At 62.6% G+C, this 25394-nt stretch carries 21 protein-coding genes; 10 read left to right on the forward strand and 11 right to left on the reverse strand.

The features are described 5' to 3' along the window. Nucleotides 1–36 precede the first annotated feature (36 nt). Nucleotides 37–1062 carry a type VI secretion system baseplate subunit TssG gene (tssG, locus tag AC07VL_RS15900; protein ID WP_494806719.1) on the reverse strand — a complete coding sequence of 342 codons (1026 nt, stop codon included), beginning with the start codon at nucleotides 1060–1062 and terminating at the stop codon, nucleotides 37–39. Next, nucleotides 1026–2870, reverse strand: coding sequence for a type VI secretion system baseplate subunit TssF (gene tssF, locus AC07VL_RS15905; RefSeq protein WP_494806720.1), 1845 nt, complete (start codon nucleotides 2868–2870; stop codon nucleotides 1026–1028). Before tssF ends, tssG begins: the two co-directional genes overlap by 37 nt. 298 nt (nucleotides 2871–3168) lie before the next feature. Between tssF and AC07VL_RS15910 the strand changes: the two genes are divergently transcribed. The 4 genes from AC07VL_RS15910 to AC07VL_RS15925 all read left to right on the forward strand — a co-directional run bounded on the left by AC07VL_RS15910 (nucleotide 3169) and on the right by AC07VL_RS15925 (nucleotide 9972). Continuing rightward, nucleotides 3169–5442, forward strand: a complete 2274-nt coding sequence (locus AC07VL_RS15910) for a protein kinase domain-containing protein (RefSeq protein ID WP_494806721.1) — start codon at nucleotides 3169–3171, stop codon at nucleotides 5440–5442. Further along, on the forward strand, nucleotides 5439–5996 hold the full coding sequence (locus AC07VL_RS15915) for a hypothetical protein (RefSeq protein ID WP_494806722.1): 558 nt from the start codon (nucleotides 5439–5441) through the stop codon (nucleotides 5994–5996). Before AC07VL_RS15910 ends, AC07VL_RS15915 begins: the two co-directional genes overlap by 4 nt. Nucleotides 5997–6244: 248 nt before the next feature. Beyond that, nucleotides 6245–8935, forward strand: a complete 2691-nt coding sequence (gene mutS / locus AC07VL_RS15920) for a DNA mismatch repair protein MutS (RefSeq protein ID WP_494806723.1) — start codon at nucleotides 6245–6247, stop codon at nucleotides 8933–8935. Continuing rightward, nucleotides 8932–9972, forward strand: coding sequence for a hypothetical protein (locus tag AC07VL_RS15925; RefSeq protein ID WP_494806724.1), 1041 nt, complete (start codon nucleotides 8932–8934; stop codon nucleotides 9970–9972). The genes mutS and AC07VL_RS15925 overlap by 4 nt, the downstream gene beginning before the upstream one ends. Before the next feature lie 227 nt (nucleotides 9973–10199). Here the strand turns inward: AC07VL_RS15925 and AC07VL_RS15930 are convergent, their stop codons facing one another. Then, a complete protein-coding gene (locus AC07VL_RS15930; RefSeq protein WP_290604129.1) occupies nucleotides 10200–10745 on the reverse strand; it encodes an FKBP-type peptidyl-prolyl cis-trans isomerase in 546 nt (181 codons plus the stop codon). Between the two features lie 93 nt (nucleotides 10746–10838). Between AC07VL_RS15930 and AC07VL_RS15935 the strand changes: the two genes are divergently transcribed. Beyond that, on the forward strand, nucleotides 10839–11960 hold the full coding sequence (locus tag AC07VL_RS15935; RefSeq protein ID WP_494806725.1) for a JmjC domain-containing protein: 1122 nt from the start codon (nucleotides 10839–10841) through the stop codon (nucleotides 11958–11960). Between the two features lie 354 nt (nucleotides 11961–12314). Further along, on the forward strand, nucleotides 12315–12569 hold the full coding sequence (locus tag AC07VL_RS15940) for a hypothetical protein (RefSeq protein ID WP_071650198.1): 255 nt from the start codon (nucleotides 12315–12317) through the stop codon (nucleotides 12567–12569). Nucleotides 12570–12738: 169 nt separating this feature from the next. Here AC07VL_RS15940 and bamC read toward each other — a convergent pair whose 3' ends face one another. The 8 genes from bamC to AC07VL_RS15980 all read right to left on the reverse strand — a co-directional run bounded on the left by bamC (nucleotide 12739) and on the right by AC07VL_RS15980 (nucleotide 19907). Next, nucleotides 12739–13932, reverse strand: coding sequence for an NlpB/DapX family lipoprotein (gene bamC, locus AC07VL_RS15945; protein WP_290604124.1), 1194 nt, complete (start codon nucleotides 13930–13932; stop codon nucleotides 12739–12741). 81 nt (nucleotides 13933–14013) lie between these two features. After that, a complete protein-coding gene (gene dapA / locus AC07VL_RS15950; protein WP_494806726.1) occupies nucleotides 14014–14892 on the reverse strand; it encodes a 4-hydroxy-tetrahydrodipicolinate synthase in 879 nt (292 codons plus the stop codon). An 84-nt stretch (nucleotides 14893–14976) separates the two neighbouring features. Then, nucleotides 14977–15522, reverse strand: a complete 546-nt coding sequence (locus AC07VL_RS15955; RefSeq protein ID WP_494806727.1) for a class I SAM-dependent methyltransferase — start codon at nucleotides 15520–15522, stop codon at nucleotides 14977–14979. Between the two features lie 55 nt (nucleotides 15523–15577). Further along, nucleotides 15578–16255, reverse strand: coding sequence for a site-2 protease family protein (locus AC07VL_RS15960; protein WP_494806728.1), 678 nt, complete (start codon nucleotides 16253–16255; stop codon nucleotides 15578–15580). A gap of 83 nt (nucleotides 16256–16338) precedes the next feature. Beyond that, nucleotides 16339–16962, reverse strand: coding sequence for an L-threonylcarbamoyladenylate synthase (locus tag AC07VL_RS15965; RefSeq protein ID WP_290604116.1), 624 nt, complete (start codon nucleotides 16960–16962; stop codon nucleotides 16339–16341). Between the two features lie 34 nt (nucleotides 16963–16996). Beyond that, entirely contained in the window at nucleotides 16997–17881 is an 885-nt protein-coding gene (htpX, locus tag AC07VL_RS15970; protein WP_494806729.1) for a protease HtpX, read from the reverse strand. A 210-nt stretch (nucleotides 17882–18091) separates the two neighbouring features. After that, entirely contained in the window at nucleotides 18092–18925 is an 834-nt protein-coding gene (locus AC07VL_RS15975) for a 3',5'-nucleoside bisphosphate phosphatase (protein WP_494806730.1), read from the reverse strand. Between the two features lie 103 nt (nucleotides 18926–19028). Next, a complete protein-coding gene (locus AC07VL_RS15980) occupies nucleotides 19029–19907 on the reverse strand; it encodes an alpha/beta fold hydrolase (protein ID WP_494806731.1) in 879 nt (292 codons plus the stop codon). 219 nt (nucleotides 19908–20126) lie between these two features. On the opposite strand from AC07VL_RS15980, the gene AC07VL_RS15985 reads away from it, so the two are divergent. The 4 genes from AC07VL_RS15985 (at nucleotide 20127) to AC07VL_RS16000 (ending at nucleotide 25341) form a co-directional block, all read left to right on the forward strand. Next, the gene (locus tag AC07VL_RS15985; RefSeq protein ID WP_492961100.1) at nucleotides 20127–20651 is read left to right on the forward strand and encodes a gamma carbonic anhydrase family protein; all 525 of its coding nucleotides are present in this window, start codon (nucleotides 20127–20129) and stop codon (nucleotides 20649–20651) included. A 4-nt stretch (nucleotides 20652–20655) separates the two neighbouring features. Continuing rightward, on the forward strand, nucleotides 20656–21636 hold the full coding sequence (hslO, locus tag AC07VL_RS15990; RefSeq protein ID WP_494806732.1) for an Hsp33 family molecular chaperone HslO: 981 nt from the start codon (nucleotides 20656–20658) through the stop codon (nucleotides 21634–21636). 151 nt (nucleotides 21637–21787) lie between these two features. After that, complete coding sequence (locus AC07VL_RS15995) at nucleotides 21788–24199, forward strand: TonB-dependent receptor (protein WP_494806733.1); 2412 nt, start codon at nucleotides 21788–21790, stop codon at nucleotides 24197–24199. Next, nucleotides 24199–25341, forward strand: a complete 1143-nt coding sequence (locus AC07VL_RS16000) for a glycerophosphodiester phosphodiesterase (protein WP_494806734.1) — start codon at nucleotides 24199–24201, stop codon at nucleotides 25339–25341. The genes AC07VL_RS15995 and AC07VL_RS16000 overlap by 1 nt, the downstream gene beginning before the upstream one ends. The last annotated feature ends 53 nt before the right edge of the window (nucleotides 25342–25394 follow it).

Genomic DNA, 25394 nt, shown 5'->3' on the forward strand with positions numbered 1-25394 from the left:
TCCTGCGGTCAGCGGAGCACATCGTTCACGGCAGTCTCAGGCGGAACCGTCGAATCGAACGTCATAATGCATGTCGTCACGGTCGCGGCCCGGTAGCTTGCCGGCCAGAAAAGCATCCTCCGCCAGGCACGCGCCCATGCCCAGCACGCAGGTGCGCACGTCTTCCCGGCGCAGCACCAGGCGTATTTCAAAGCTCATGCCGGGCAAGCCGAACAGCGCCAGCATCTGGCGCAGGGCCAGCGCGCCGGGGCGTCCGGGCAAGAAGTCCTCGTAGGCGCGGCGCTCAAGCGGCCCCAGCACCAGGCGCACGCGCAAGTCGGCGCGCCGGCAGCGCTCGCCCAGCATGGCGCCTTGTCCCAGCCGCGCGTTGGCGCTCGCCAGCAAGGTGCGCTCCTGCGGCGCGCGCCGGATCCAGGCGCCAATAAACCGCTGCAAGCGCACGGGCACGCCGAAATACCCGGCCAGGACCGCCTGCATCGCCTCGGCCGCCACGGGCCGATGCCGCAGCAAGGCCGCGTAATGGGCCAGCGCATGCGCCGGCAAGCCATCCGCATGGCGGGCCACCTCGGCAGGCCAGGCACCCGCCAGCGCCAGTTGCAGGGGCAGGAAATCGCCGCCATCGGCGTCCATCTGGCATTCGATGCGGTAACGGGCCCAGGCCTGGTAAAAAAGAACCAGCGCGCGCTGCGACAGCGTATCGAGCCAATCACGGGGACCGTCATCGCCCGTTTGCCGCTCGTGGCGGGCCAGCGTTTCCGTGTAATGCAGCGGCAAGCTGCCATGCACGCCCAGAAAACCCAGCATCGCTGCCCGCACATGCACCTGCATATCGCCGTTGGCCTGCGGCTCCAGCCACAGTTGTTCGATTTCACCCGGCGCAAACGACAGCGATGCGCTGCCATGCAGGCGCAGGCAATCATCAAACACCTGCTCCCGTGAGATACCCTGCTGCATCAGCCAGGCAGACAGCAGGCGCACTGCCTGAAAGAAACCGGTGCCGGACGGGTCGGCCAGCAGGCGCGCGACTACACCAGTGTCTGGCTTCCATTGCGTGGCAGGCAACACAGCAACTCCTTTCCTGTCTTCTGCGACAAGACGATCAGGCGGGTAAACGAGCCCAGGTGTACATACAGCCCGAGAAAGCGTTCGATCACCTGGGCAAAAGCGTGCAAGCCGCTGCCGACAAAGGCTTCCTCATCGACGGACAGCAGGACGTCGATGCCGAAGACGAGGCTGCCGCCCGCCTCGTCGTGCAGCCAGGTACTGGCGGCGCGCTGGCGCAGTCCCGTCAAGCCCTCGATCTGGCGCGCGGCGCTGGCCGAACCGGGCAAGTTGTACAGCTCGAGTATTTGCTTAAAGAGCGGCAAACCCTGTTCATTCAGTGACTGATGGTTCAGGGACAATTGCGCGATCAGCCGCCAGTGCGATGACGCCCCCGCCGGGTAGCGGCACGGCGCGCTGGGCTTGCGCAGCAGGCGCACCGGCAAGGCGCTGGCCACGCCGTCATGATGCAGATCGCCCGCGGCATTGCCGCACACCAGGCGGCTCGGCAAGTCGCGGTTGCTGCAAGTGAGCATGATGGACACCGTTTGCGTCGCGTCATGCAGCGGCTGCATGGCGCCGTCGACAAAGGCGATGCGCATGTCGTAGCCGGGATTGCTCAGCGCCATGTCTTCGTCGCGCCGCGTCACCCAGTAGCGCCCCTGGCGCCCGCCCGCCTCGCCGTGGCGCATCGAATAGAACGGGTGAAACGCGTCCAGCGTGCTGCCCTGTGCCGTTTCCCCGAGGACTTGCACACTGTCGACGCTATGGACCTCGTAGCAATGCGCCTGCCTGACCGAAGGCAGCAGCACATGCTCGGCGCTCGTGTGCGTCAGGCGGATGGGGTTGGCCGCCTGGCGGAACAGGTTGACGACGGGCGTGCATCCCGTCAGCAGATGCCTGGCGGACAGGGGCCGCAAGATGCGCGCGATATCCGCATCGGCCTGCACGTTGGCCAGCAACAGGTGCACGGTGCAACGCCGGCAGGCCGGGGGCAACAGCGGGCGCAGCGCAGCCAGGTCCAGGTCGACGAAATTGAATTTATCCGGAAAGGCAAACCATTCGCCCAGCAGAAAGTAGGCGGGATGCGAGGCCGGATGCGAGGCGGCCATGGCCGGCATCAATGCCTCCTCGGCGGCAAAGCCGACCGGATGCAAGGGCACCGCCTCCAGCGCCTGCCAGACGCCGTCCACCTCCACGCAGGCGCACCGCACCTGCTGGAACAGGCTATCGCGCAAGCTTGCGCAAAACGCCGACTCGCCGTCGAGGAACAGGCGCAGCGCCGGCAGCGGCAGCGCGTCGAGCGTGGACGTGGCGCCCGTCGCTTCGAGCGTGATGCTGATCGCCGCCCCCAAGTCCGGTGCGAGACGCAACGCGGGCGGCGCCGCAATGACGGACTGGAAACGCACGTCGGACAGGCGCAGGGGGGCCACGGCGACGTCATACGCGGTGGTGAACTTGCAGGTGACGCCCTGATGCTCCGCAGCAAGCATGACCGTGCCGCGCGGAATGGTCGCCAGCTCCGTCACCGTGGCAAGGTCGTTATCGACACGGGCGATGGCGCAGGCAGGAAACGGGCGCAAATAATGAGGAAAATTAACTTCCAGCAACGTTTCGCTGAAGGCGCCGAAGCCGTCGGCCAGCCGCTTGGCCGTGCGTGCATTGAACATGGCAAACGCCTGCAGCATGCGCGCCAGGTGCGGATCTCCCATGTCGCCGCCCACGATGCCCAGCGCCCCGGCGATGGCTGGATAGCGCCGTGCAAACGCCTGATTGTGCGCATGCAAGGTCCCCAGTTCGTGTTCGTAATACTGCAGCAGCTCATCCATGTCAGCCTCCCCCATCGCCCGACCCGCACATGCCGGTACGGCCCCATCTGCATTATTGGGGAAGCGGGAAAGAGGAATGTGAGTTAAAACAAGATTGCAAGCATGAATCAGTAACGGGTGCCGCCCGAACAGCGCCGCAGCAACTTTTGTTCACTCCTTGCCAATATTAATTGACTTATTCGAAACAATCGTTTTAAATCAGGAAGTTACTCAAAATCAATCATCTTGGGCATTCAAACATCGCATTGACCCTCTCGATGCTTGACGTCCACGTTGATGCACTCTGAAGCCAAGGTATATGGAACTGCTCGACTCCCTGCGTCAGCCCTCGTTGCAAGACGGCACTATCAGCGGTCACTATGAAGTGCGCCGCTTGCTGGGTGAAGGCGGTTTCGGCCATGTGTTCGAGGCCTGGGATGCCAAGCTGTGCCGCAGCGTGGCGCTCAAGCGCCTGAAGCCGCAGGCCGACGTGCTGCATCCGGAAAAACTCATCAATGAAGCGCGCCTGGCCGCCTCGCTCAGGCATGCCGCCTTCGTGCGCATCTTCGCCATCGAGGGCCAGGGCACGGGCCAGTCCATCGTCATGGAACTGGTGGAAGGCCAGACCCTGGGGCAATACATGCACGGCGGCAAGGCCGAGCTGCAGGCCGCGCTCGACATCGCCTACCAGATCGCCGACGCAATGGACGAGGCGCACGCCATGGACCTCGTGCACGGCGACCTGAAACCGTCGAACCTGATGCTGGAGGCGAACGGCAAGGTGCGCATCCTCGATTTCGGCCTGGCACGCCACATGGACCCGCAAGCCACGCAAACGACGACCCTGTGCGACTTGCAGGGCACCATCGCCTACATGGCGCCCGAGCGCCTGATGGGCCGCCTGCCCGACACGCGCGGCGACGTGTACGCCTTGGGCGCCATGCTGTACGAAATGCTGGCCGGCCAGCGCCACTTCGCCCACCTGAACGGCCTGGCCCTGGCCGCCGCCCACATGCAGGCGACGGAACCGTGGCCCGACCTGCCGGAAACGGTGCCGCCCGCCATCAACGCCCTCGTGCGCGCGATGACGGCGCACGACCCTGCCGAACGGCCACGCACCATGCGCGATGTGCGCGAGGCAATGAGTGGGCAGCGCGCGTTAGCGGCGCCGGCACTGGCCGCCGACACCGCGCCCGCCAAGCCCGCCACGCCGCCGGCCTCAATTGCCATCCGATTTCAAGTGCCCGCCAAGCCCGCCACGCCGCCGGCCTCAATTGCCATCCGATTTCAAGTGCCCGTCAAGCGCGCCATCCTGGCGGCTGGCGCCGTCGTCTTGCTCGGCCTGGGTGTCTGGCAAGGGCCAAAACTATGGACTGAGCTGAGCAGTCAATACGGTAAAATGCCCTATTCCGAAATGGCTTCGATGCAAGCCGGCATGGAAGCTTTGCGTGTATTTGACCGTGATATCAGCCAGGCACAGGCAATCGGCCACTTCATGACAGTGTTACAGCATAATCCAAGCAATGCGGCGGCGGCGGCTGGACTGTCACTGGCATCAAGTTTCCGCTACGCGGGAAATGGGCGCGACGACACTTGGCTGCAAAGAGCCAATGTCAACGCAAAACAGGCTTTGACAGCGGATAATCAACTAGCACTTGCCCATGTTGCGCAAGCGTGGGTATTGGAATTCGAAGGCAAGAGCGACGAAGCTTTGCGTGAAGCAAACACCTCATTGAACCTGGAACCTAACAACATATTTGGTTTATATGGCAAGGCACGCCTGTATCTCTCCGTTCACAATTTTGATCTGGCGCAATCCATACTGACGCAAGCAATTGCGACGCACCCAAACGAGCGTATGTTCAATACTTTGTTGGGGCAGATGTATTACAGAAAAAATGATTATGCGACTGCCGAACAAATATTTCGCAAAAGCATACGCATGGACCCCCAATCACCCAGTGCCTATGCCTATTTAAATGCGACTTTACTGCGGCAAAATCGCGCAGACGAGGCGCTTGAGGTTCTCCAGCAAGGTTTGCTGATACGACCACACTGGGAGCTATACACTAATTTGGGTACATCTTTGTTTGCCAAGGGTGACTACCTGGGAGCCGTTCAGGCATTTGAAAATGCCGTCTCGGAGAAAAAAGGCAGCCCCGGCACCTATCTACTCTGGGCCAACTTAGCTGATGCTCAGCGCTGGGTGCCAGCATTGGCGCAAGCATCAAAACAATCATATCTACGCGCAATCTCTCTGTTACAGCCCATGTTATTGCGCATGCCCAATGATGTAACTTTAAACTCACGCATAGCCCTATACAGAGCCTACGCAGGAGAGAAAGAAGCTGCTCTGGCAAACGTACAACATGCTCTTAACTTGGCACCACAGGTAGCCGACGTGCAGTTTCGCGCCGCCTTGACACATGAATTGATTGGTGACCGCAGCGCGGCCTTGGCTGCGTTGTCCCTAGCCAGCAAGCTTGGCTACCCCCTCAATCTGATCGAATCAGCACCCGATCTGTTGAACCTGCGGCGAGATGCCCGCTACCAAAAATTTCTCATCAACCTGGAAAGAGACAGTAAAAAATGACGCCTGTAAGCCCTTGGATGAAGTTATCAGTACACTTTGATGCAGACCAGATCACCAACCAGCTCGACTACAGCTTCACCTCCTGCGACGGCACGGCCGATCCCCGCCACGGCCCTTACATGGGCGGAGTGCATTTCCAGAAAGGCCAACATGTCTATCTCGACGTTACCTGCTGTGGCTCAAAGGACAGCGGTTTCACCTCGTTCCAGATTGTCGATTGCTGTATCATCACCGTGCCGCAACTGACACAAATCGGCCCGAAAGTACCTACTATTTATTCCCCGCCATCGCCATTTCTGCAAGCCGTCGGGGCTAGCTATCATTTCCCGCTGGACTTCGAAATCCAGCAACTGCTGGGAGAGCCAGACCAGCTCCCCCTACACCGCATCCGGCAGGAATGGAAACACAATCTGGATGTAGGCTATGCGACAGGCCGCTGGGAGTTATCTTTCATCATGACGGTACGCATTATGCGAGGCGAAGACGTCCAACCAGAATTGCGCGTATTTTCCTTCGATCCGGAAAGCTCGGTGGGTGGCGAAAGCACCTTATAAAGTAAGCGGCACAGGGCATTATCACTCATTGGTGCACTGATGTCTGCATATATCCGCGGCCGTATCGACATTCGTCGATGCGGCTTTTTCACATCCGCACGCAATACCCCGCCCCGCCCGCCGAAAGCGGTAAAATGACGGCCTTGGACTCAGGCACCGCCTAGCAGCGCGGCCTGGCACGCACACAGCACCACCCACAGCCCGGCTGGCATGCCTTTCCCTGCCGCCGGACCAACGACAAAGAACACATGACCACCGTCCCAAAAGAAATCAACGCCGCCGCGGCAAAGAAAAATTCCGCTGAAAAGCTCACGCCGATGATGCAACAATATCTGGGCATCAAGGAAAACCACCCGACGATGCTGGTGTTTTACCGCATGGGCGATTTCTATGAGCTGTTTTTCGAGGATGCGGAAAAAGCGGCGCGCCTGCTGGGCATTACCCTGACGGCGCGCGGCGTGGCCAGTGGCAACCCGATTAAAATGTGCGGCGTGCCGTTTCATTCGCTCGATGGCTACCTGGCCAAGCTGGTCAAGCTGGGCGAGTCGGTCGCCATTTGCGAACAGATCGGCGATCCGGCCACCAGCAAGGGACCGGTGGAGCGCAAGGTCATGCGTGTCGTCACGCCCGGCACCCTGACGGATGCGGACTTGCTGCCTGAAAAGGCCGAGCGCCCGCTGCTGGCCATGTGCAGCATCACGCAGCGCAAGACGGTGACGACGGGCCTGGCCTGGCTGTCGCTGGCCAGCGGCGCACTGAAACTGATGGAGTTTTCCGGCGACAGCGCCACCGTGGCCGCGCGATTGCAGCAGGAACTGGAGCGCATCGTGCCGGCGGAAATCCTCAGCGGCGACAATGGCAGCCTGTTCGACGATTACGCGGGCACCCACATTAACCGCGTGCCGGACTGGCATTTCGACGTGGTGGGCGGCCACAAGGCCCTGCTGGATCAATTGGGCGTGGCGACCTTGACGGGCTTTGGCGCCGATGGCTTGGGCGCCGCGTTCGGCGCGGCCGGCGCGCTGCTGCGCTATGCCCAATCGACGCAGGGACGCGGCCTGCAGCACGTGCGCTCGCTGACGACGGAAACGGAAAGCGAATTCATCGGTCTGGACGCGGCCACGCGGCGCAACCTGGAATTGACGGAAACCATCCGCGGCCAGGAATCGCCGACACTGTTTTCCCTGCTGGATCATTGCCGCACGGCCATGGGTTCGCGCATGCTGCGCCACTGGCTGCACCATGCGCGGCGCGACCAGAACGTGGCCCGCGCGCGCCATGAAGCGATCGCCGCGCTGGCGCAGAGCGAAGCGGCGGGACCGCTGGCCGCCACCTTGGCGCAAGTGCCCGACATCGAACGCATCACCACGCGCATCGCGCTGCTGTCGGCGCGTCCGCGCGACCTGGCCGCCCTGCGCGACGGCTTGCTGCAACTGCCGGCCCTGCGCGGCGACGTGGTCCGTTGTTATGGCCCTGGCCAGGGCGGCGAAACGGGTTTGCTGGCCGCCATCCACGCGGCGCTGGCGACGCCGACGGCCTGCCTGGAACTGCTGGTGCGCGCCGTGGCGCAGGAACCGGCCGCCATGGTGCGCGACGGCGGCGTGTTTGCCACCGGCTTCGACGCGGAACTCGATGAACTGCGCGCCCTGTCGGAAAACGCGGGCCAGTTCCTGCTCGACCTGGAAACGCGCGAACGGGCGCGCACGGGCATCGCCAACCTGCGCGTCGAATACAACAAGGTGCACGGCTTCTATATTGAAGTGACGCACGGCCAGACGGACAAGGTGCCGGACGACTACCGCCGCCGCCAGACCCTGAAAAACGCCGAGCGCTACATCACGCCTGAACTGAAGGTATTCGAAGACAAGGCCCTGTCGGCGCAAGACAAGGCCCTCGTGCGCGAAAAACTGCTGTACGACCTGCTGCTGGCCGAGCTGGCGCCGCACATCGGCACCTTGCAGACCATTGCGCAAGGCCTGGCCCAGCTCGATACCCTGAATGCACTGACGGAACACGCGCAGCAGCACAACTGGACCGCGCCGCAACTGGTCGACGAGCCGTGCATCAACATCGTCGAAGGCCGCCACCCGGTGGTGGAAAAGCAGATCGAGCGCTTCATCGCCAACGATTGCCGCCTCGTCAACGAACGCCGCCTGCTCTTGATTACCGGCCCGAACATGGGCGGTAAATCGACCTTCATGCGCCAGGTGGCATTGATTACCCTGCTGGCCTACGTGGGCAGCTACGTGCCGGCCGCGTCCGCGACGATCGGTCCCATCGACCGCATCTTCACGCGCATCGGCGCCACCGACGACCTGGCGGGCGGACGCTCGACCTTCATGGTGGAAATGACGGAATCGGCAGCGATCCTGAACGGTGCCACCGAGCACTCGCTGGTGCTGATGGATGAAGTGGGCCGCGGCACCTCGACCTTCGACGGCCTGGCCCTGGCGTGGGCCATCGCGCGCCATCTGATCGATACCAGTCGTAGTTTCACCCTGTTTGCCACGCACTACTTTGAGCTGACGCAACTGCCGGACAGTCATCCGAGCGCCGCCAACGTGCATTTGTCCGCCGTCGAGCATAAGGACAGCATCGTCTTCCTGCACGCCGTGCAGGCCGGTCCCGCCTCGCAAAGCTACGGCTTGCAGGTGGCGCAGCTGGCCGGCGTGCCGCAGCCCGTGATCAAGGCGGCGCGCAAGCACCTGGCGCGCCTGGAAGCGCAGGCGCTCGACGCCACGCCGCAGCGCGACCTGTTCGCCATGCCGGCCGCCGATCCGTACGCGCAGGAGGAAGAAGAGGCGGCGGCGCCGCTGGCCGCGCTGAACGCGGCGCAGCAGGCCTTGCTCGACGCCATCGCCGACCTCGATCCCGATGCGCTCACGCCGCGCGACGCGCTGGAACAGCTGTACCAGTTGAAACGGCTGGCCGCCGCATGACGCTCCGGCGCAGCATCGCTCGCCTGCCCCTGCTGGCAGCCGGCCTGCTGGCCGCCAGCCTGGCGTGGTCCGGGGCGCTGGCCGGCCCTGGCGACCAGGCCGGCTTCGAGTTTGCCGTGCTGGGCCACTCCTTCAAAACGGGGCCGGACGACGCGCCCCTGAAAAAAGCCATCGCCGAGACGAGCGCCTTCAATGCCGCCTTCGTCGTGGCGACGGGCATCAAGGCCGCCAGCGAGTCGTGCAGCGACAAACTGTATAGCCAGCGCAAGGATTTGCTGGATGCCAGCGCCCCGCCGCTGATCGTCTCGCTGTCGGCCAGCGACTGGGCCAGCTGCCGCAATTCGCGCGGCCGCATCAACGCCATCGAACGCCTGAACCGCCTGCGCGACGTGTATTTTGCGGATGACCAGAGCCTGGGCCAGCGCAAGCTGACCCTGTCGCGATTATCGTCGACGGCAAAATTCCGCAGCTATGCGGAAAATGCCCACTGGGAATACGGCGGCGTGCTGTTTGCCACCGTCAACCTGCCCGCGAACAACAACCACTTCCTGCCGGAAGCGGGACGCAACAGTGAATTCGAAGACCGCCTGGTGGCCAACCGCTCATGGCTGCAGCGCTTGTTCGCCATGGCGCAGCGCAAACAGCTCGACGGCATCGTGCTGTTTTCCGATGGCGACGTGGGCGTGCTGGACGACGACGACAGTTCGCTGCTGCCCAGCTTCAGTTCGAAACAGGATGGCTTTGCCGGACCGCGCAAGCAGATCCGCACCCTGGCGAAGAAATTCAGCGGCAAGGTATTGCTGGTCGATACGGGCGGCAGCGAAACGGAGGGCAAGGACGGCAAGGGCAAGAAAGCCGCCGCCAGGAGCGAGGGGCCGAAAATCCGCTGGAAAGGCAACCTGGGCCACGTCAACATCGACAGCGACTGGTCCGCCATCGCCGTGCGCCCCGGAAAGACGCCGCTATTTGAGGTGCGTCAACGGGCCAGCCGGCCCGCGGCGCAGGCGCGCGCCAAAACGTCAACCGTGCGCCGCTAGCGCATAAGCAAACAGGCCGGCATATGGCCGGCCTGTCTTCATTCAAGCAGCGTTACGCCCGACAAGCGTCACGATGCCTGACAAAACCGTCGCGGGCAGCTGCGCGGCCAAGAAACGCAACCGTACTTGAGTACGGGGGCGCCGAGCCGGGAGCGCCGAGCTGGGGGCGCCGAGCCGGTGAGCATCACCGGCCGCAAAGCGCGCCGCGCAGCAGGTTTGCTCAGGTATTAATGAATAGGATGGGTGCGGAAGTGATCGCCCTCTTCGCCTTCATCATCTTCATCGCCATGGTCGTGGCCATGCGCGCCATGCACGTGGCCATGGGCGATTTCTTCGTCGGTGGCTGCGCGCACGTCAGCGACGGTCAGCGAGAAGCGCAGCGCGATGCCAGCCAGCGGATGGTTGCCGTCCAGCACGACTTTGTCGTCGGCGATATCGGTCACGGTGAAGATCATCGCTTCTTCGTCCGTCGAATCGCTTTCCGGCATGCCTTCGAACTGCATGCCCACTTCCAGCGGTTCCGGCAGGCGATTGCGCGGCTCGACCTTGACCAGGGCGGGATCGTATTCACCGAAAGCATCATCCGGTTCGATCTGGATCGTGTTGGAATAGCCAACTTCCTTGCCGTCGAGCTCTTCTTCGATCTTCGGCAGGGTGTTTTCATAATCACCGTGCAGGTAGACCATAGGCTGGCGGCCATCTTCGATCAGATTGTCTTGCGCGTCTGACAGTTTGTAGTTGACAGTCACGACCGTATTCTTGGCAATCTTCATTATGCTTCCTTTCATTGTATAAGCTGGCAAATTATACCTTCACGCCGCCAACGGCAGGCGCATTCCTGCATTTCCGGTTGTTATAATGGGCGCATGAAAACATTAACTCTCCTCGGCGATATCACGCCTGCGCAATTCCTGCGCGACTACTGGCATAAAAAACCCTTGCTGATCCGGCAAGCCGTGCCAGGCTTCAAGGCCCTCTTCGATTTCAAGGCCCTGGCCGAGCTGGCCACCCTGGACCACGTCGAATCGCGCCTCGTCAGCCATGCCGACGGCCACTGGAACATGCAGCAAGGCCCGCTGACCAGCCTGCCTTCGCTGAAACAGAAGGAATGGACCCTGCTGGTGCAGGGCGCCAACCTGCACAGCGCCAAGGCCAACGCCCTGCTGCGCCAGTTCCGCTTCCTGCCAGACGCGCGCCTGGACGACCTGATGGTCAGCTTCGCCACCGATGGCGGCGGCGTGGGTCCCCATTTCGATTCCTACGACGTGTTCCTGCTGCAGGGCCAGGGCAAGCGCCACTGGCGCATCGGCGCGCAGAAGGATCTGAGCCTGATCGACGGCCTGCCGCTGAAAATCCTCAGCAATTTCACGCCGGACGAGGAATTCACCCTGGAACCGGGCGACATGCTGTACCTGCCGCCCCACTACGCGCACGACGGCGTGGCCATCGGCGATTGCCAGACGTATTCGATCGGTTTCCGCTCGCCATCGTTCCAGGAACTGGGCGAAGCCTTTTTGCAGTTCATGGCCGACTCGATCGACTTGCCGGGCATTTACAGCGATCCTGACTTGAAAGCGTCCGCCAAGCCGGCCGAAATCCCCCGCGACATGCTCGCCACCATCACGGAAGAGATGAACAAGGTACGCTTCACGGAAGAAGACGTGACCATCTTCCTGGGCGAGCACCTGTCGGAACCGAAGCACAATGTGTTCTTTACGCCACTGTCGAAGCCCCTGACGGTGGGCCGCTTCACGGATGCCGCGCGAAAGAAGGGTGTCGTGTTGTCGCGCAAGACGTTGATGCTGTATCGTGGCAAGAATGTCTTTATCAATGGCGAATCGTTTGCCATTGGCAGGGCCGATAAAGCGGCCCTGGAAACCCTGGCAAACGAACGCGCGCTCGACGGCGCCGCCGTGGCCCTGGCTTCCGATGACGTGATGGATGCGTTATATACGTGGTATCAGGATGGCTGGATCGAACTGGCCTGAATGTGCGCCGCATAGCCGCATTGGCATTACCGCAACCAGGATAAGCGCTTCTGCGCTAGCGCAATAAAACATAATATTTTTATATCGTTTTGTCGCGCTTTCGCAAAACACTTACACTTGCTTGCAATTTGCTTCGGCAATTATTGCGATATCACAAAATAGTTGCGATTTTGCCTCTTGCTCCTATTGCGACGCACCAAAAATCGCTATAATATTCGGTTAGGAAGTTTCCGTTGTCTGGCAGGCACCACCTGGTACGAAAAGCCTTCGAAGACGACCTAACGAGCGATAATTACCGGTAATTATTCATCGCAACAATGTTGATTTATTTTTTGAAATAATTAAGGAAAACAAATGAAAAAATCCCTGCTGATCGCCTCCCTGATGGTTGTTGCTCTGGCTGCTTGCAGCAAAAAAGAAGAAGCTCCTGCACCAGCACCAGTAGTTGAAACCCCAGCACCAGCACCAGCAGTTGAAGCTGCTCCAGCTGCTGCTGCTGACGCTGCTGCTTCGGCCGCTACCGACGCTGCTGCTGCTGCTTCGAGCGCTGCTTCGGCCGCTTCGGACGCTGCTGCTGCCGCTTCGGCTGCTGCATCGGCTGCTAAGTAATTAGCACCCAGCACTAGAGAAAGCCGGCCTTCGGGCCGGCTTTTTTGCGTCCGGCGGTTTATCCGCAGGATAAAACGCCGGACGCTGGCAATAAAAAAGGCTGACCCGGTTTCCCGGGCCAGCCTTTTTAATGCGCGGCAGGTTCTGATGCCTGCCGCAAATGTAGCGCTTATTTCAACTGGTCGTTCAGCAAGCCCAGGATCTTCTCGGCCACGGGCGAGACGTCCGGCTTGCCTTCGTTGCTGAGGATGCTGACCAGGCTGGTCGAGCCATTGCCGGCCTTGACGAGGACGCGGTAGCGCTGCGCTTCCTTGTCCTTGTCGGACGACGAGCCCCAGCTGAACAGTTTCGAGAAGAAACCGTCTTTCTTGGTGACGTCCGGATCGACGTAGCGCACGAAATACGTGCCCTGCGTGCGGTCGCGGTCTTCCACGGTGAAGCCGACGCGGTCCAGCGCCAGGCCGACACGGCGCCAGGCGCGGTCGAAACCTTCGTCGACTTCGATGGCGCGCGCCGGCGTGGCGGCGTCGCCCACCAGCTTGGCGTGCTGCGGCTGCACGATGGCGGCATCGACGGCCGTCTTCGCCTGCGCGTCGTCGCTGGCCGCGCCCAGGCGCGTCATCAGCTTGGCCAGGAATTGCGCTTCCAGGCCTGGATCGTTGGGACGCGCCGTCCAGGTGGTGGTTTCCTTGTCGCGGCCAGTGACGACCTCTTCCACACCGCGGTGGCTGATGTAGATTTCCGTCGAGCCGTCGGCCAGGCGTTCCACGCGGGTGCGGAACTTGTCTTTTTCACCCGTCGAGTACAGCGAATCGAAGGCCTTGCCGATGGTGCTGCGGATAAAGTCCTGCGGCACCTTGGCGCGGTTTTCGTTCCACTCGGTTTCCATGATGCCCGCCGTCGGCTGGTCCACGGCGATGGTGAAGCCCGAATCTTCCCAGAACTGCTTCAGTTGCGGCCACAGCACTTCAGGCGACTGCTTGACCACCAGCCAGCGCTGGTTGCCCGCGCGCTCGACCTTGACGCCACCCGCCGTGACGGGCACCACGCCGACCGCGCCATCGGCACCCACGACGACGGGCGTACCCGCCACGGCGTTGCGCTGGGCATTGTAGCCGGAAGCCGTGGCCACGCCGTTTTTCGAATCCGGCAGGGAATAGCGGTTGTCCTGTTGCAATTGCGTCAGGTCAGGCGGCACGTCCAGGGTGCTGGCTTTCTTGACCGACTTGTAGTCGACCTTGTCGCCACCAACCACCGAACTGATCATGCCGCAGCCCGCGAGGCTGGCTGCGACGGCGCCGATGACGATGCCGCGGACGGCGATGGTGGCGGGCGCCGGTTTGGTTTTCTTGCAATTAGTCATGTCGTAACTGGATAAGAAGCTAAGTAGCAGCTGAAATCAGGGAAGGTCCGGACTGGTCGAGTCCGGGCATAAAGTCCGGGCTTAAGACAGGACACCCGCGTCGCGCAAGGCGTCGCGCACGGTGGCATGGCAATTCTCCGCCAGCGGCACCAGTGGCAAGCGTATGCCCGCAGGCATCATGCCCATTTCGGCCAGCGCCCATTTGACGGGCACCGGATTGGGCTCGACAAACAATTTCTGGTGCAGGGGGAAAACTTTGTTATTGATGGCAATGGCCGTGGCGCGCTCGCCTGCCATGGCTGCCACGCACAGTTCGTGCATGGCGCGCGGGGCGACGTTGGCCGTCACGGAAATGTTGCCGTGGCCGCCGCAGAACATCAGCGCCATGGCCGTCGGGTCATCGCCCGAGTACACGGCGAAGTCGGCCGGCACCAGGCGCAGCAAATCGACGCCGCGGCCGATATTGCCCGTCGCATCTTTCACGCCGACGATATTCGGGATGGCCGACAGGCGCACGATGGTCTCGTTGCTCATGTCGGCAACCGTGCGGCCCGGCACGTTGTACAGGATCACGGGAATGTCGACAGCTTCGGCGATGGCCTTGAAGTGCTGGTACATGCCTTCCTGGGTAGGACGGTTGTAGTACGGCACCACTTGCAAGACAGCATCGGCGCCCGCTTCTTTCGCGTAGCGCGTCAGTTTGATGGCCTCGGCCGTGGAATTGCCACCGGCGCCGGCGATGATAGGAATGCGTCCCTTGGCGTGCTCGACGGTCAACTGGATCAGTTCGCAGTGTTCTTCCACGCTCACTGTTGCCGATTCGCCCGTGGTGCCAACGATGACGATGCCGTCCGTCCCCTCGGCGATATGCCAGTCGATCAGCTTGCGCAGACCTGGAAAGTCCAGACTGCCGTCCGCGTGCATCGGGGTGACGATTGCTACAATGCTGCCCTTGATCATAGTAAGTTTATAGCGCCGATAAATAAAACAACGATTGTAGCGGATAGCCCGCGCCTGTGGTGCATTCTGACTTAGAAAGCCCGTTCAAAACGTCGGCAGCAGGGCTGCCAACCGTGGAAAATCTGGCCGGACGGCGCAAATTCGTTGCACCAGAGCAGCTTTTGGCTGTTCCACCCTTCCATCCTCATACGCTACCACGCGCAAGCCCTGCTCCAGCGCCCAGGCCAGCAGTTCGCCTTCCTTCAGCAGGAATTTCGGATTCGACGGCTTGCCGAATTGTTCATTGCCTTCGGCAAAGGTTTCATACAGCAGCACGCCATCGGGTGCCAGGCTGGCGATCATCGCTTCCAGCAGGGGCCGGTGCAGGTAATTGGTGACGACGATGCCGGCAAAGCGCCCGGGGGCGAACGGCCAGACGGCGCCCGGCGCCTCCAGATCCACCAGCGAGGTGGTGATGCCCGTGCCGGCCGCCTTTTCCAGCATTTCCGGATCATGGTCCAGCGCGATCACGGGGTGGCCCAGGGTCACCAGGTGGCGCGCATGGCGGCCTGCGCCGCAGGCCAGGTCCAGCACTTCGCCGCCGGGGATCAGGGGCGCCCAGCGGCGCACCCAGCCGGAAATCGTATCCATCTCTACTGCTTGTTCAGTTGCTTGCATCGGTACTTCCATCAGTTATTTACGTGCATCAGGTCAATATGGCGGTCAGGGGAGTGACCAGCGTGACAAAAATGCCAATGACAAATTCGATTGCCGCCAGCAAGACGCGGTTCAAGATGCCCGTGTACATCAGCAGCACCAGGGCGCCGAAGACATACAGGCTGTAGCGTTCGATGCTGGCGTAGGGACGCGCCAGCTGCATCGGCAGCAGGCCTGTCATGATGCGCCCGCCATCGAGCGGTGGCACGGGAATCAGGTTGAAGACAAACATGGCCGCATTGACGCTGACGCCGGCGCCGGCCATCTTGCGGAAAAACATGCCCATTTCCGTCGGCGGCAGGACGCTGAGGACGACGAAGGCAATCATCCAGCCCAACCCCATGACGAAATTGGCGCCGGGACCGGCAAACGCCACCCAGGCCATCTGCTTCTTCGGATTGCGCAACCGGCTGAAATCGACGGGCACGGGCTTGGCATAGCCGAACGGCACCTGGATCGTGAAATACAGCATCAAGGGCAGCAATATCGTGCCGAAAGGATCGATATGTCGGATGGGATTGAGGCTCAGGCGGCCCGCGTCGGAGGCGGTCGGATCGCCGAAATAACGGGCGGCATAGCCATGCGCCGCCTCGTGCAGGGAAATGGCAAACAGCACCGGTACCAGGTACACCGCAACGGTCTGGACTATCGTATTGAAATCGCTCATGCATGCGATTCTACCAGAGCGCCCACTCGGCCTTTCTTATGTTGCCATTAAAGACAGGTAAATCCTGCGCCCTGCGCCAACCTCTACAAGCCCAGCGCGGCCGGGTCGCCACGTCCCACACGCACCACTTCCGGCTCCGGCCCCGTCAGGTCGATCACGGTGCTGGGGCCGTGCGCGCAGACGCCGCCGTCGATGATCAGGTCGACGAGCTTTTCCAGCCGTTCGCGGATGGTGTCGGCGTCCGTCAGGCTCTCTTCGTCGCCGGGCAGGGTCAGGGTGGCGCCCAGCAGGGGCTGGCCCAGCTCTTCCAGCAGGCATTGCACGATGCGGTGCTGCGGCACGCGCAGGCCGATGGTCTTGCGCGAGGGGTGGCTGAGGCGGCGCGGCACTTCCTTGGTCGCTTCCAGGATGAAGGTGTAGGCGCCCGGCGTGGCCGCCTTGAGCAGGCGGAACTGGCGGTTGTCGACGCGCGCGTACACGCCCAGCTCGCTCAAGTCGCGGCACAGCAGGGTCAGATGATGCTTTTCATCCACGCCACGGATGCGGCGCAGGCGCTCGACGGCGCCCTTGTCGTCGAGCTGGCACACGAGCGCGTAGCAAGAGTCGGTGGGCAAGGCCACGACGCCGCCGGACTGGATGATCTGCGCCGCCTGCTTGATCAGGCGCAATTGCGGATTGTCGGGATGGATCTGGAAAAATTGACTCATTTTATGCGTTCTGAATGATGGGCATTGATTGTCATTATTGCACGCCGCGCAGGGCCGCGATGCGCTGCTCGATGGGCGGATGGGTGGCGAACAGGGCGCCCCAGCCGCCATTGCCGCCGCTGATGCCCAGCGCCTGCATCGATTGCGGCAGTTCGCCCGGCGGCACGCCGCCCAGGCGGGCCAGCGCATGCATCATCGGCGTCGGGCTGCCCAGCAGCTTGGCGGAGCCGGCATCGGCGCGGAATTCGCGCTGGCGCGAGAACCAGGCCACGATGATGGAGGCGAGCAGGCCGAAGATCACTTCGCACACCATCACGGTCACGAAGTAGCCGATGCCGCGCCCGCCGCCTTCGCGGTTGTTATTTTTCAGCAACACGTTATCCACAAAGAAACCTACCACGCGGGCCATGAAGACGACGAAGGTATTCACCACGCCCTGGATCAGGGTCAATGTCACCATGTCGCCATTGGCGACGTGGGCGATCTCGTGGCCCAGCACGGCTTCCACTTCATCGCGGTTCATGCTTTGCAGCAAGCCGGTGGAGACGGCCACCAGCGCCGAATTCTTGAAGGCACCCGTGGCAAACGCATTCGCGTCGCCCTCGTAGACGGCCACTTCCGGCATGCCGATGCCGGCCCGCTCGGACAGGGCCCGCACGGTATTGACCAGCCACAGCTCCGTCGACGAGGTCGGGTTGTCGATGACGCGCGCGCCCGTGCTCCACTTGGCCATCGGTTTGCTGATCAGCAGCGAGAAGATCGACCCCGTGAACCCGACCACGAGTGAAAACACCATCAGGCTGCCCAGGTTCAGGGTGCTGCCGCGCGCCGGATTGCCCACGCCCAGCAAGCTGAGGACGATGGACAGCACCAGCATCACGGCCAGGTTGGTAACAATAAAGAGGACGATACGTTTCATGGGCGATGGCTCCAGGTGACTATATATGACAAGAATAACGAAAAGATAAGTGTGCTGTCGCGACTTTTCAAGCCCGAGCACATCCTGCACTGAATGCCTAAGAAAATCGTCGCGAGCGGCAGTGATTTGTGGCCGAGAAGCGCAGCTGTACTTTAGTACAGCGAGCATCGCCGGCCGCAAAGCGCGCCGCGCAGCAGATTTTCAACGGCATTAGAACCAGTCGTGCCAGATGGGCGTGACGTTGGCTGGCAATGGCGGCAGCATGGCAAAGTCCACGCGCGACTCGCCCGGCGCATGGAAGTCCGTGCCGCGCGAAGCGAGGAAGCCGTAGGCGTTGGCCAGTTGCGCATATTCCGGATACTGGTCAGGACTGTGGCTGCCCGTGACGACTTCGATGGCCACGCCACCCAATTGCTTGAATTCATCGAACAGCACGCCTTGCGCCATGTCGCTGAAGCGGTAGCGGCCCGGGTGGGCGATGACGGCCACGCCGCCCGCGCCGCGTATCCAGCCCACGGCTTCGGCCAGGGTGGCCCAGCGGTGCTCGACGTAGCCAGGCTTGCCTTCCGACAAATATTTCTTGAACACGTCGGGAATGTTCGCGCATTTGCCCGTTTCCACGATGTAGCGGGCGAAGTGCGTGCGCGACATCAGGTCCGGGTTGCCGACGAATTTCAGCGCGCCCTCATAGGCGTCGGGAATGCCAGCGAGGTCCAGCTGGCGGGCGATTTCGCGACCGCGCGCGTCGCGCCCGGAACGCGTGCGGTGCAAGCCCTGCACCAGGCCAGGATTGGCTTCATCGACCTGCAGGCCGACGATGTGCACGGTTTCACCGGCCCACGTGATGGAAATTTCCACGCCGGCCACGAAGCGCATGCCCAGGTCCAGCGCGGCCGTGCGCGCGGCGGCGACGCCGGACACTTCATCGTGGTCCGTCAGCGCCCACACGTCCACGCCCGCCTTGCGTGCGTGCGCGGCCACGGCGGCGGGGGACAGCACGCCGTCGGAGATATTCGAATGACAATGCAGGTCGACTTTAAGCATGTGAAAACAATACCCTGCACGGGCTCAGCATGGAAGAAGTTTTCATTGTACGCTGCCTGTCAAATAAGGAAGTCGCGTTAGCGACACAGTTGCGCTCGCGCAGTCAGGCCAGCAGGAAGGCTTCCACCAGGCGCGCCAGCGCGGCCGGCTGATCGTGGTGCAGCATGTGGCCCGCGTCCGCCATCATTTCGCAGCGCACATCCTTGATGCAGGCCAAACGCCGGTCGATCTCGATGCGCGCCTCTTCCTTTGGCCCCATCCACTGCCACATATTCGTCCCATCGGCTTCCACCCACAGCACGGGCGCCGTGATGCGGCGCCCGCAAGCCATCACTTCTTCCACCTGGTACAGGATGGGATTGACGCGCTTGTGCTGCGGGTCGCCGAGGATATCCCACTCGCCCGCCTCGTTCTGCGCCGACCAGTGTTCGGCGAGAAAGGCCGCGCGGTCGTCCGGCAGGCGGGGATTGGTCTTTTGCAGGCGCTCGGCCACGGCCCGCTGCGAGGGATAGCTGCGCATGACGGGCGGCTCGCGCAATTCGTCCAGCCACTTGGCGTAGCGCCCCGGCGCTTGCTCCGGCTGCGTTGCCATCATGCCGAAGCCTTCCAGGTTGATGAAGCGGCTGATGCGCTCCGGGCGCACGCCCGCATACAGGCCCGCCACGTTGGCGCCCATGCTGTGGCCCAGCAGGTTGACGGGAGCGTGCGGCGAATAGTGCAGCAGCATGGCATCGAGGTCGGCCAGGTAGTCGGGGAACCAGTAGGTGTCGGACTGCGTGTAGTCGCTCAGGCCAAAGCCGCGCCAGTCGGGCGCGATCACGTGCCAGTCGCCCGCCAGCTCGTCGACGACGAACTGGAACGAGGCGGCCACGTCCATCCAGCCGTGCACCATGAACAGCATGGGTGCTCCTTCTCGGCCCCAGTGGCGCACGTGCGTGCGGGCGCCGCGGATGGTGATGAATTCGGAACGGGAAAGTTTCATGGGTTTCATCTCATTGCCTGCCTTGAAAGTGGCGCCGATGGCGCCACATGCTGTGTCTGTAGATAGTGCGCATATAAAAGTACGACCGTTCGATAATTATACCGGATTGGCGGTCGGCGGCAGGACTTGTCCTGCAACAGCGTAAAATAGCGTACGCAACACCGTAAAACTTCCGCGTCCGGCCCTGCCCGGCGCTTCCACCACCGCCACGGGCTGACGATGACACTCTACCAATTGGGCGACTATGCGCCGCAGATTGATGCTTCCGCTTTTGTTGCCGACACGGCCAACGTGATCGGCAAGGTGACCCTGGGCGCCAACAGTTCCGTATGGTTCGGCGCCACCATCCGCGGCGACAATGAACGCATCACCGTGGGCGCCAACAGCAATGTGCAGGAAGGCGCCGTACTGCACACGGACCCGGGCTACCCGCTGGACATCGGCGAAAACGTGACCATTGGCCACCAGGCAATGTTGCACGGATGCACAATCGGCGATGGCGCCCTGGTCGGCATCCAGGCCGTGATCCTGAATGGCGCGAAGATCGGCAAGGGCTGCCTCGTCGGCGCGGGCGCGCTGGTCACGGAAGGCAAGGAATTTCCCGACAATATGCTGATCCTCGGCTCGCCGGCAAAAGCCGTGCGGGCCCTGACGGCAGACGATATCACCAGGCTACAAGGCAACGCCGTGAACTATGTACAGCGCGGCCAGCTATTTAATACGCAACTCAAGAAGATTGGATAAGAGAATGACGACTGAAACGACGGGCGCCGTCAGCGCCGCCACCCCGGCCCAGGACACCCTGCAAAAATTTATTTTCGACAACGCCGCCGTGCGCGGCCAGTTCATCGACGTTTCCCACACGTGGCAGGAAGTGGTATCGCGCCACGCCTACCCGCTGGCCGTGAAAAAAGTCCTGGGCGAAATGGTGGCGGCCGCCGCCCTGCTGTCGGCCAACCTGAAATTCAACGGCTCCATCATCATGCAGATCCACGGTGACGGTCCCGTGCGCCTGATGGTCGTCGAGTGCGATTCGGACCTGCGCCTGCGCGCCACGGCCAAGCTGGACCCGGACGCCGCCATCGCCGACGGCGCCACCGTGCCGCAATTGCTCAACGCCACGGGCAAGGGCCGCTTCATCATCACCCTGGACCCTGCCGACAAGGTGCCGGGCCAGCAGCCGTACCAGGGCATCGTGCCGCTGGACGGCGACGACATGGCAACCGTCATCGAAAACTACATGCTGCGCTCGGAACAGCTGGACACGCGTTTGTGGCTGGCCACGGACGACACCGTCTCGCGCGGCCTGCTGCTGCAAAAGCTGCCCCACCATGGCGGCAAGGCCGAAGCGACGCCCGTCTCGGAAGAAGATGCGCTCGACACGTGGAACCGTGCCGTGATGCTGGCATCGACCCTGAAAGAGGAAGAAATCCTCGCCACGGACATCGACACCCTGATGCAGCGTTTGTTCTGGGAAGAAACGATCCGCGTCTTCGATCCCCTGCACCCGAGCTTCCATTGCACCTGCACGCGTGAAAAAGTGGGCAATATGCTCAAGATGCTGGGCGAGGAAGAAGTCAACAGCACCCTGGAAGAGATCGGCCACGTGGGCGTGAACTGCGATTTCTGCGGCCAGCACTATGATTTCGACAAGGTCGATTGCGCGCAGCTGTTCGTCACGGACGCGCCGGCCGAGGTGCTGATTCCGCCGGCCGCCAGCATCAACTGATCATTACACTTTCGCAATGAATCGTCCGCGCCGCCCCTGAGGCGGCGCAATTGTTTCCACTGTCATCGTTCCGTCATCAGTTCGTCATCAGCCCGTCACGGCGCGCCGTTACGCTGCGCAGCTTGTATTACTTCCCACTTTCCACAGGCTGATGATGACACCCCACTTGACGCTGGCCCTGCGCCGCCATTCCTTCCACGTGCTGCTGGGCGCCTGCGCCGCGGGCCTGTCGCTGCCCGCGCTGGCGCAAACGGCCGTGGCCGCCGCCGTGGCGTCCGCCGCCACCGACATGGCCGCGCCCGCTCCTGCCGCCGACGACAATGCACCCATGGTCACCGTGGAGATTTCCTCGCGCAAGACGCGTTCTTCCGTCGCGCTGAGCAAGAATGAAATCCAGAAAATCCTGCCCGGCACGAATCCCCTGAAAGCCCTGCAAACCTTGCCCGGCGTCAGCTTCCAGACGGCCGACCCATGGGGCAACAATGAGCAGAACCTGTCGCTGTTCGTGCACGGTTTTTCCGGCCAGCAACTCGGCTACACCATGGATGGCGTGCCGCTGGGCGACCAGCAGTACGGCAACTACAACGGCCTGTCGCCGCAGCGCGCCGTCATCAGCGAAAACGTGCGCAGCGTCGTGCTGTCCTCGGGCGCGGGCGACCTGGCGACGGCCTCGACGAGCAACCTGGGCGGCACCATCGAAACCTATTCCAGCGACCCGCTGGCCACGCAGGGCGCCAGCGTGCAGCAAACGGTGGGCAGCCACCGCACCTCGCGCACGTTTGCACGCTACGACACGGGCGCCTTCGGCGATGGCAGCAGCGCCTATGTTTCCATCCTGCACCACGAAGCGCGCGCCTGGGACTTCGATGCGCGCCAGGGCGGCGACCAGTTCAACGCCAAGTACGTCAACCGCAGCGAGGCGGGCAAGCTGACCCTGTTCTTCAATTACTCGGACAAGATCGAGCCGAACGAAGACAGCACCGTGCATGTGGCGGGCGAAACGAGCGCGCCGTACACGCGCCCCTTCCTGTACCCGGACTTCAAGGCGGCCCTGAACTACCTGTCGCCGACGGGCGCCACGCCCGCCGCGGATGGCAACAATTACCGCAATTACTACAGCGATGCGCAGCGCACGGATTACCTGGCCTACGCCAAGTTCGACGCCAACCTGGGCGAAGGCGCGACGTGGTCCAACCAGGTGTATTACCACAAGGATGACGGCGCGGGCGTGGTGGCCGGCCCCATCGGCGTGGCCGGCTTGCCGGGCCTGTTCAGCGTGTACTACCCGAAACAGAACCTGAAACAGGTGTTCGGCAATTCCGGCTACGCCGTGCGCACGACGGAATACGACATCAAGCGCGGCGGCCTCCTTTCCACCTTGCGCAAGGAGTTCGGCGAGCACCAACTGGAAGCGGGCCTGTGGCTGGAACAGAACCGCTCGTCCGCCTACCGCCGCTGGTATGCGCTGGACGTGAACAACCCCACGTCGCCGTATGACCGCCCCAGCAATCCTCTGATCACGCAGTATGGCAGCGAGATCGACAACAAGGTGGTGCAGCTGCACCTGCAGGACGAGTGGCGCATCCGTCCCGATATCGCCCTGCAGGCCGGTTTCAAGTCCAGCCTGCAGTTTGCCGACGGCCAATTCCCCGTGCAGCCGGCCCTGGGCGCCATCGCGGGCGGTTCGACGGCCTTGCCGGTCGGCACCATCAACACGAAAAAATGGTTCTTGCCGCAAGTGGGCGCGCGCTGGGATGTTACGCCACAGGACCAGCTGTACTTCAACATCCAGAAGAACATGCGCCAGTTCGTCACCTACGGCGGCGGCGGCGCCTCGCCGTGGAGCCTGTCGAGCCAGGCCGCGTTTGATTTGTTCAAGCGCGACGCCAAGCCGGAAACGGCGCTCACCTATGAAGCGGGCGTGCGCGGCAGCCATCCCTTGAGCCTGGGCGCCATCACGGCCATCGATGGCCAGGTCAACGTCTACCACGTCGATTTCAGCAACCGCTTGCTGCAGATCAGCCCGACGCCCGTGATTTCCTCCATCATTGGCGGCAACCCCGTGCTGGCCAACGTGGGCAGCGTGCGCACGGACGGCATCGACATCGCCGGTACCGTGCACTTCGGCAATAACTTCTCGTTCTACAATGCCTTGTCGTACAACCGCTCGCAGTACGCGGACAATTACAGCAACGGCGCCGCGTTGGTATTGACGGCGGGCAAGAACGTGCCCGGTTCGCCGGAATGGCTGAACAAGTTCGTGGCCTCGGCAACTTTTGGCGATGTGGAATTCCAGCTGATCGGAGACTATGTGGGCAAGCGCTACGCGACGTACACCAACGACCTGTCCGTGCCCAGCTATTTCCTCATGGGCCTGGGCGTGTCGGGCAAGCTGCCGGCCATGGCCAGCTGGCTGAAGAACCCGCGCTGGAGACTCAACGTCAGCAACCTGGCCAACCGCGAAGGCGCCCTGAACGTGGTCGTGGGCGCGGCCGACAAGACGTACAATACCTTCCCGATCGCCCCGCGCCAGGGCTTCCTGACCCTGACGGCGGACTTCTGATGCGCGCGCCGCATCTCGCCCCTGTGCTGCCGCAACGGCACTTCTCGCGCCGCAGCTTCGTCCAGGCGGCCGTGGGCGGCCTGGCCCTGGCCGCCGCGCCCGGCTTTGCCGCCGGCCTGCTGGCCACGCCCCCTTCGCGCCCGCTCGTCTTCGCCCACCGGGGCGCCAGCGCCCTGCGCCCCGAGCATACCTTGGCGTCCTACGCCAAGGCGATACTGGACGGCGCCGACTACGTGGAACCGGACCTGGTCGCCACGCGCGACGGCATTCTCGTGGCGCGCCATGAAAGCAACCTGGTCGACACCACCGACGTGGCCCGTCGTCCCGAGTTCGCCAGCCGGCGCGGCAGGAAGATGGTCGACGGCGAATGGCACGAAGGCTGGTTCGTCGACGATTTCACCCTGGCGGAACTGAAGACCCTGCGCGCCATCGAACGGCTGCCGAAAGTGCGTACCGGCAACACCTTGTACGATGGACAATTCCAGATCCCCACGTGGGAAGAAATCATCGATTTTGTTGCAGCGCAATCAGCCGCCTGCGGCCGCGTCATCGGCCTCGTGCCGGAGCTGAAAAGCTCCACGTATTTCCGCGATGCGGGCCTGGCGCTGGAAGACCGTTTCCTGTCGACCATGCTGGCGCACGAGTACACGCGCCGCGCGCCCATCGAGATCCAGTCCTTCGAAGTGGCGAACCTGAAATACCTGCGCGAGAAGCTGGGACGGCGCGCCAACGTGCGCCTGATGCAGCTGGTGGTGGGCGGCGATGTGCGCCCGATGGACGTGGTCAAGGCCGGCGGCAAGCTGACGTTTGGACAGATGACCACGCCGGCCGGCCTGCGCGACATCGCCGCCTACGCGGACGTGGTGGCGCCGCCCACGCGGGGCGTCATCCCCTTGGGCGCCGACCAGCGCCTGGCCGCGCCCTCTTCCATCGTCGACGATGCGCACCAGGCGGGCTTGCTGCTGCACACGTGGACCTTCCGCCCGGAAAACCGTTTCCTGGCGGCGGACTTCCGCGATGGCAATGGGGACAATGCGCGCAACGAGGCCGGTTCCGTGGCGGAAATGCGCCGCTACATCGAGACGGGACTGGACGGTTTTTTCAGCGACGATCCGGGCCTGGGACGCATCGCCGCAGGATAAACATTTCGTAACAACTTTAATTTCAGGGCGTGGCCTGCAGCTACGCCCTTATT

This window comes from Janthinobacterium sp. GW821-FHT03C08 (assembly GCF_059420905.1).

What these genes read in the sequence shown, in the direction of transcription:
- tssF (WP_494806720.1), bottom strand. Translation starts at nt 2,870, where the DNA reads ATGGATGAGCTGCTGCAGTATTACGAACACGAACTGGGGACCTTGCAT.
- AC07VL_RS15995 (WP_494806733.1), top strand. Translation starts at nt 21,788, where the DNA reads ATGATGACACCCCACTTGACGCTGGCCCTGCGCCGCCATTCCTTCCAC.
- AC07VL_RS16000 (WP_494806734.1), top strand. Translation starts at nt 24,199, where the DNA reads ATGCGCGCGCCGCATCTCGCCCCTGTGCTGCCGCAACGGCACTTCTCG.
- dapA (WP_494806726.1), bottom strand. Translation starts at nt 14,892, where the DNA reads ATGATCAAGGGCAGCATTGTAGCAATCGTCACCCCGATGCACGCGGAC.
- AC07VL_RS15910 (WP_494806721.1), top strand. Translation starts at nt 3,169, where the DNA reads ATGGAACTGCTCGACTCCCTGCGTCAGCCCTCGTTGCAAGACGGCACT.
- AC07VL_RS15980 (WP_494806731.1), bottom strand. Translation starts at nt 19,907, where the DNA reads ATGAAACTTTCCCGTTCCGAATTCATCACCATCCGCGGCGCCCGCACG.
- AC07VL_RS15965 (WP_290604116.1), bottom strand. Translation starts at nt 16,962, where the DNA reads ATGAGTCAATTTTTCCAGATCCATCCCGACAATCCGCAATTGCGCCTG.
- AC07VL_RS15955 (WP_494806727.1), bottom strand. Translation starts at nt 15,522, where the DNA reads ATGGATACGATTTCCGGCTGGGTGCGCCGCTGGGCGCCCCTGATCCCC.
- AC07VL_RS15960 (WP_494806728.1), bottom strand. Translation starts at nt 16,255, where the DNA reads ATGAGCGATTTCAATACGATAGTCCAGACCGTTGCGGTGTACCTGGTA.
- AC07VL_RS15975 (WP_494806730.1), bottom strand. Translation starts at nt 18,925, where the DNA reads ATGCTTAAAGTCGACCTGCATTGTCATTCGAATATCTCCGACGGCGTG.
- AC07VL_RS15940 (WP_071650198.1), top strand. Translation starts at nt 12,315, where the DNA reads ATGAAAAAATCCCTGCTGATCGCCTCCCTGATGGTTGTTGCTCTGGCT.
- mutS (WP_494806723.1), top strand. Translation starts at nt 6,245, where the DNA reads ATGACCACCGTCCCAAAAGAAATCAACGCCGCCGCGGCAAAGAAAAAT.
- AC07VL_RS15930 (WP_290604129.1), bottom strand. Translation starts at nt 10,745, where the DNA reads ATGAAGATTGCCAAGAATACGGTCGTGACTGTCAACTACAAACTGTCA.
- AC07VL_RS15985 (WP_492961100.1), top strand. Translation starts at nt 20,127, where the DNA reads ATGACACTCTACCAATTGGGCGACTATGCGCCGCAGATTGATGCTTCC.
- AC07VL_RS15915 (WP_494806722.1), top strand. Translation starts at nt 5,439, where the DNA reads ATGACGCCTGTAAGCCCTTGGATGAAGTTATCAGTACACTTTGATGCA.
- htpX (WP_494806729.1), bottom strand. Translation starts at nt 17,881, where the DNA reads ATGAAACGTATCGTCCTCTTTATTGTTACCAACCTGGCCGTGATGCTG.
- AC07VL_RS15925 (WP_494806724.1), top strand. Translation starts at nt 8,932, where the DNA reads ATGACGCTCCGGCGCAGCATCGCTCGCCTGCCCCTGCTGGCAGCCGGC.
- bamC (WP_290604124.1), bottom strand. Translation starts at nt 13,932, where the DNA reads ATGACTAATTGCAAGAAAACCAAACCGGCGCCCGCCACCATCGCCGTC.
- AC07VL_RS15935 (WP_494806725.1), top strand. Translation starts at nt 10,839, where the DNA reads ATGAAAACATTAACTCTCCTCGGCGATATCACGCCTGCGCAATTCCTG.
- hslO (WP_494806732.1), top strand. Translation starts at nt 20,656, where the DNA reads ATGACGACTGAAACGACGGGCGCCGTCAGCGCCGCCACCCCGGCCCAG.